This window comes from Vibrio sp. 10N.286.46.A8 (assembly GCF_041470165.1).
GTDB lineage: Bacteria > Pseudomonadota > Gammaproteobacteria > Enterobacterales > Vibrionaceae > Vibrio > Vibrio tasmaniensis_A.
In genome coordinates this window covers 21,224-27,508 of record NZ_JBFRLX010000198.1, presented here as the reverse complement: position 1 = coordinate 27,508, position 6,285 = coordinate 21,224, and the positions used below count along the sequence as shown (strand labels likewise).

Genomic DNA, 6,285 nt, shown 5'->3' with positions numbered 1-6,285 from the left:
ATTTACAGAAGCTAAAGGTAAAGATTGGGGCGTGAAAGCTGGTGCGAATGACTTAACCATGTCATTAAAAGACAGCTTCGGTGACCAACGAGAAATCAACATCTCTGCTAAAGCTGGCGATGACATTGAAGAGCTAGCGACTTACATTAACGGTCAACAAGACCTAGTAAAAGCATCAATTGATGAAGAAGGTAAACTGCAAATCTTCGCTGGCAACAATAAAGTTGATGGAGAAATTGCATTTTCTGGTGCTTTATCAGATGAATTAGGCATGCAAGCAGGTGCGAAACCTGAGGACCCAAAAACTCTAGAGGGTAAGCAAGTAACGGTTGATACTATCGACGTAACGTCTGTTGGTGGTGCACAAGAATCTGTTGCTGTTATCGATGCGGCACTTAAATATGTAGATAGCCACCGTTCTGAGCTTGGTGCATTCCAAAACCGTTTTGACCACGCAATTAACAACTTAGATAACATCAACGAGAACGTTAATGCATCTAAGAGCCGTATCAAAGATACCGATTTCGCGAAAGAAACGACTAATATGACTAAGTCTCAGATTCTTTCACAGGCTTCAAGTTCAATTCTTGCGCAAGCGAAACAAGCTCCAAACTCAGCACTTAGCCTACTAGGCTAATCGGTTGAAAGGCCACGTTGACTTTAAGCGTTGTTGATCACAAGCGTCAACGTTAGGCTTCCACAAACTAGCTCGTGGTGAGAGATGAGCGCTAAACAAACCCAGCTTCGGCTGGGTTTTTTATTGCCTGTTATTTAGCGAAGGTATATTTGGAAAAGTGCAGTGCTGGTAAGCAGACGCAAAAGCGAGATTCCCTATCACGCTCGTCTCTCACAGTAGGGAGTGACGACTATAGGCGGTATTGATCAATTGTTTACCTGAATCGAAGTCTTTAGTCGTCATCTCAGAATCGAGTAGAACGAAATATCAGAGATCTCTGTTTGTTAAAATTCACAAGTGTAATTTGATGTATAGGCGAAATGCCTTGAATAGCGCTTAACAACGTTTAGTAAAAAACTAGGTCGGATAGCAGGGGATAAACGGTCAGTGTAGTTGTCATTGGTTGAGGGAACTAGGAGAAGGGTTTCGGTGTGATAGTCAGTAATGCCTATCTGAGGTATTGAACAAATATAGCAGGCACAAAAAACGCCACCCTTAGGTAGCGTTTTAATTAAAGCAGATAAGTAATCGGGATTACTTAGTTACTTTAAGAACTGGAGTTTCGCCAACAGTTACAGAACCAGAAAGCTTGTTCAGCTCCTTGATTTCGTCCATGTTAGAGATAACAACTGGAGTAAGCGTAGATTTTGCTTTCTCTTCTAGAAGCGCAAGGTCGAAAGTGATGATAGTGTCACCAGCTTTAACAGATTGACCTTCTTCAGCTACACGAGTGAAGCCTTCGCCTTTAAGTTCAACAGTATCGATACCGAAGTGAACGAAAAGCTCAATACCGTCGTCAGACTCGATAGAGAATGCGTGGTTTGTTTCGAAGATTTTACCGATAGTACCGTTAACTGGAGCTACCATTTTATCGCCAGCTGGTTTGATAGCAATGCCATCACCAACGATTTTTTCAGCGAAAACTACATCTGGCACGTCTTCGATGTTTACGATTTCACCAGAAAGAGGTGCGATGATTTCGATTGCACCAGCATCAGCGCTGTCATCAGATACAAGCTTTTTCAGTTTGTCAAACAGACCCATTGTGTCATGCTCCTAACGTTTAGTTTTATTCTGTAGAATATACTATACCAATCTAACAAATTAGACGACTATTTTTAGCCGTCTAACTTCATTAAGCTCTTGGTGATTACTGAGTTTTCTCAGCGATGAACTTTTCTACACAAGCTTCAATTTCTGCAGCTGTAGGTAGAGATAGTGCTTCGTCAGCCATAGCTTTAACTTCAGCGAAGTTAGAGTTACGGATTACTTTCTTAACTTTAGGGATAGAGATACCGCTCATAGAGAACTCATCTAGACCCATACCAAGAAGAAGTAGAGTTGCACGCTCATCACCTGCTAGTTCGCCACACATACCTGTCCATTTACCTTCTTTGTGAGAAGCATCGATTACTTGCTTGATAACAAGAAGAACCGCTGGAGATAGTGGGTTGTATAGGTGAGAAATCATTTCGTTACCACGGTCTACCGCAAGAGTATATTGCGTTAGGTCGTTAGTACCGATAGAGAAGAAAGATACTTCTTTCGCTAGGTGGTGTGCGATTGCAGCTGCTGCTGGAGTCTCAACCATTACGCCGATTTCGATTTCTTCATCGAAAGCTAGGCCTTCAGCGCGAAGTTCAACTTTGTACTCTTCGATTGCTTTTTTCAGTTCACGGATCTCTTCAACAGAAATGATCATTGGGAACATGATGCGTAGTTTACCGTGTGCAGATGCACGTAGGATACCACGTAGTTGGTCACGTAGAATTTCACGACGATCCAAGCTGATACGTACTGCACGCCAGCCTAGGAAAGGGTTCATTTCTTGTGGAAGGTCCATGTATGGTAGGTCTTTATCGCCACCGATATCCATAGTACGGATAATCACTGACTCGCCTTCCATTGCTTCCGCTACTTCTTTGTAAGCAACGTATTGCTCTTCTTCAGTAGGAAGTGCAGTACGGTCCATGAATAGGAATTCAGTACGGTACAGACCAACGCCTTCACCGCCGTTACGCAGAATACCGTCACAGTCTTTTACTGTACCGATGTTGCCACAAACTTCTACACGGTGACCGTCTAGAGTTTCAGCATGTAAGTCTTTTAGTTTTGCTAGTTCAACTGCTTCTGCTTCGAAATCAGATTTGATTTTCTTAGCTTCTGCTAATTCAGCGTCAGAAGGGTTGATGATGATCTTGTTGTTCATCGCGTCTAGCACAAGCATGTCGCCGTTTTTAACTTGCTTAGTGATATCGTTAGTACCAACGATAGCTGGAAGCTCAAGTGAACGTGCCATGATTGAAGTATGAGATGTACGACCGCCGATGTCACAAGCAAAACCAAGAACGTAGTCTAGGTTGATTTGTGCCGTTTCAGATGGCGTTAAATCGTAAGCAACTAGGATAACTTCTTCATTGATATCTGCTAGAGATACAATGTTGATGCCTAGTGCATTTTTAACGAAGCGAGTACCGATATCACGGATATCAGTCGCACGTTCTTTTAGGTACTCATCATCAAGCGACTCAAGTGCAACAGCTTGCTCTTCGATCACTGTGTAGATCGCGTTGTCTGCGTGCATTTTGTCTTTCTTGATGAGTGCTAAAATCTCTTCTTCTAGCTCTTCATCTTCAAGCAGCATGATGTGGCCTTCAAAGATTGCTTCTTTTTCTTCGCCAAAAGTTTCAAGTGCTTTTTGCTTTACAACTTCAAGTTGTTGAGAAGATTTGTTACGAGCGTCAAAAAAACGCTGAACTTCTGCTTCAACTTGATCGTCTGAGATAGATTGAGTGTTTAGGACAATTTCATCTTCTTGAAGTAGTAGTGCTTTACCGAAAGCAATACCAGGAGATGCTAGGATGCCTGAAATCATAGCCTTACCTTAGTTGTTCAACTGTAAACGGGAGAATGTGTGACTTTAAGTCGTCGACTAATGTCGCGCTTATTGCTATCTATTTCGAACAAAGCCACTTTGCTGTGCAAAATGGCTTTGAAAGAAGGAGACCGTATTAGTGTAGTTGATCCATAAGAGCAACTAGGTGGTCTACAGCTTGCTGAGCTTGAGGGCCTTCAGCTGAAATAGTAACGTTAGTACCTTTTACTAGGCCTAAAGTTTGTAGTTTGAACAGGCTTTTCGCGCTAGCGCTTTTGCCGTTAGAAGTCACTGTGATGTCAGCGTCGAAAGATTTTGCTTCTTTAACAAACTGTGCAGCTGGACGAGTGTGAAGACCGTTTTCTGCTGTGATTTCTACTTGCTTCTCGTACATTTTATATACCCCAATTAATTTATTTTTTGTAAGTTTGTAACCAGATTTAGCTTAACTGCTTTAGCTCAAATGCGCTAGAGGCTAGTACGCCATGTTCGTGTTAGAACTTAGACTGGTTATAAATTTTTATCCAGCCATGGTCGTCTTTTGTTGAGTACTCATGACTTTCAGAATTTGTTTATTGCTTCTTTTATTTTGAAGCGAAAAATAAAACAGACCCGATATTACCAAAGGTGAGGCAGGGATCAACAAAAAAGCCCCTAAATGGGGCTTTTTTGGACGAAAAATTGATTTGACCACATATTATTGTTGGTTCTCTTTTTCCGTAAAGATACCAGCAAATAGGGCCGTACTAAGGTAACGTTCGCCCGAGCTTGGTAGTACAGTAACGATAGTTTTCCCTGCAAATTCAGGCAGTTCCGAAATTCTGTTTGCTGCTACTACTGCTGCACCAGATGAGATGCCCGCTAGGATACCTTCTTCTTTCATTAGGCGTTGAGCCATCTCAATAGCTTCTTCAGAAGTTACCGACTCTACACGGTCAATAATGTCTAAATCTAGGTTGCCAGGAATGAAACCTGCGCCAATACCTTGGATTTTGTGTGGTGCTGGTTTGATTTCTTCACCTGCAAGTGCCTGTGCAATCACTGGAGATTCTGCTGGTTCAACAGCTACAGAAGTGATGGCTTTGCCTTTTTCACCTTTAATGTAACGACTTGTTCCAGTGATAGTGCCACCTGTACCTACACCGGCTACAAACACATCGATCTCACCATCTGTTGCTTCCCAAATTTCCGGGCCAGTTGTCTGCTCGTGAATTTGTGGGTTCGCTGGGTTGTTGAATTGTTGCAGTAGTAGATACTTGTCTGGGTCTGAAGCAACAATCTCTTCAGCTTTAGCAATCGCGCCGTTCATACCTTTTGGTGCTTCAGTTAGCACTAGGTTTGCGCCAAGAGCTTTAAGCAGCTTACGACGTTCTAGGCTCATTGATTCAGGCATTGTTAGTGTTAGCTTGTAACCGCGCGCTGCAGCAACAAATGCAAGAGCAACACCTGTATTGCCACTGGTAGGCTCAACAAGCTCGATACCTGGCTTAAGCGTACCTGCTTTTTCTGCTTCCCAGATCATGTTTGAACCGATACGACACTTAACGCTGAAGCTTGGGTTACGAGCTTCGATCTTAGCTAGGACGTTACCTTTGCTTACTTTGTTTAGGCGGACTAGAGGTGTGTTACCAATCGTTAGGGTGTTGTCTTCGTAGATCTTGCTCATGCGATATTCCTTCATTTAATGACAGAACTAAACGTAGTATATCTACCAATTTACCGTCTAGTGTCTTTCGATGTTTGTTTAGCTTGAATTTAGATTAAACAAGTTGAAAAAAAGGTAAAAGGATTAAAAAGTTATATCATATAGAGATGTCGCAGGATTCACGCCTATCTTTATTGAAATCAGAACTTCAAAAAGATAGGCGTTGTTAGAGCAGGCTGTAGAACTATAGGCGATAGCTATAGACGAGAGCGTAGGGCTTGGTCTTTAAACTCTGCAACCCACATTGCAGTAGCGCCGCAGACGGCAACTGGCATCACAATCAGGTTTAAAACTGGAATGGTAGTAAACACAGAAACAAGTGCGCCGAAGCTGTAGCTCTTACCTTGCTTTTGTTTCAAATTATTTCTCATGTCATCGAACTTGATTTTATGGTTGTCGAACGGGTAGTCAGCGTACTGAATAGCTAACATCCATGCAGTGAAAATGAACCATAAAAACGGTGCAACAGTTTGTCCTAGCGCTGGAATTAACAAAAGTAGGAACAAACCGATCGCTTTTGGCAGGATATAGACAAGCTTGCGCCATTCTCTTGCTAAAATACGAGGGGTGTCTTTAAGTACATCCAGTAAACCATCATCATTGATTTTTTTACCACTCAGCAGTTCTTCGACTTTTTCCGCGAGTAATCCGTTGAAAGGTGCAGCAATAAAGTTAGCGAGTGTACTGAAGAAATACGAAAACGTGGCCAAAACGGTTAACACAAGTAGTGGCCATAGGATATATGACAACCACGACAAGAAACTTGGCAATGCACCAATCCAACCTTCAATCCAAGTGTTTAAGTTGGAGAAAATATAAAATAAAGCACCGCCCACAAGTAACACGTTAGCGATAAGAGGAAGCAGCACAAACTTACGGATACTCGGCGATAAGGCAATTTTTATTCCGAAAATAAAATAGCCAAAGCCAGAGCGAGGAACAGATTCAATAGTCATATTTAAATTGGGTCACATGTGAATTTGGTTAAATAGCAAACATCTCTAGTGTACTCGACCGAAATTAAGAAAA

6 protein-coding genes are annotated in these 6,285 nt (G+C 42.1%); 1 reads left to right on the top strand and 5 read right to left on the bottom strand.

Translation table 11 applies throughout. The features are described 5' to 3' along the window. The coding region (locus AB4232_RS18430) for a flagellin (protein WP_372087705.1) at window positions 1-637 on the top strand (637 nt) is incomplete at its 5' end. Window positions 638-1,210: 573 nt separating this feature from the next. Here AB4232_RS18430 and crr read toward each other — a convergent pair. The 5 genes from crr to cysZ form a co-directional block, all read right to left on the bottom strand. Next, window positions 1,211-1,720 carry a PTS glucose transporter subunit IIA gene (gene crr, locus AB4232_RS18425; RefSeq protein ID WP_009847364.1) on the bottom strand — a complete coding sequence of 170 codons (510 nt, stop codon included), beginning with the start codon at window positions 1,718-1,720 and terminating at the stop codon, window positions 1,211-1,213. Between the two features lie 106 nt (window positions 1,721-1,826). Further along, entirely contained in the window at window positions 1,827-3,551 is a 1,725-nt protein-coding gene (gene ptsI / locus AB4232_RS18420) for a phosphoenolpyruvate-protein phosphotransferase PtsI (protein WP_009847363.1), read from the bottom strand. Window positions 3,552-3,687: 136 nt separating this feature from the next. Beyond that, entirely contained in the window at window positions 3,688-3,945 is a 258-nt protein-coding gene (locus AB4232_RS18415) for an HPr family phosphocarrier protein (RefSeq protein ID WP_004734263.1), read from the bottom strand. A 303-nt stretch (window positions 3,946-4,248) separates the two neighbouring features. Beyond that, complete coding sequence (gene cysK / locus AB4232_RS18410) at window positions 4,249-5,217, bottom strand: cysteine synthase A (RefSeq protein WP_012604562.1); 969 nt, start codon at window positions 5,215-5,217, stop codon at window positions 4,249-4,251. 236 nt (window positions 5,218-5,453) lie between these two features. Further along, entirely contained in the window at window positions 5,454-6,212 is a 759-nt protein-coding gene (gene cysZ / locus AB4232_RS18405; RefSeq protein WP_135384103.1) for a sulfate transporter CysZ, read from the bottom strand. Between the last annotated feature and the right edge of the window lie 73 nt (window positions 6,213-6,285).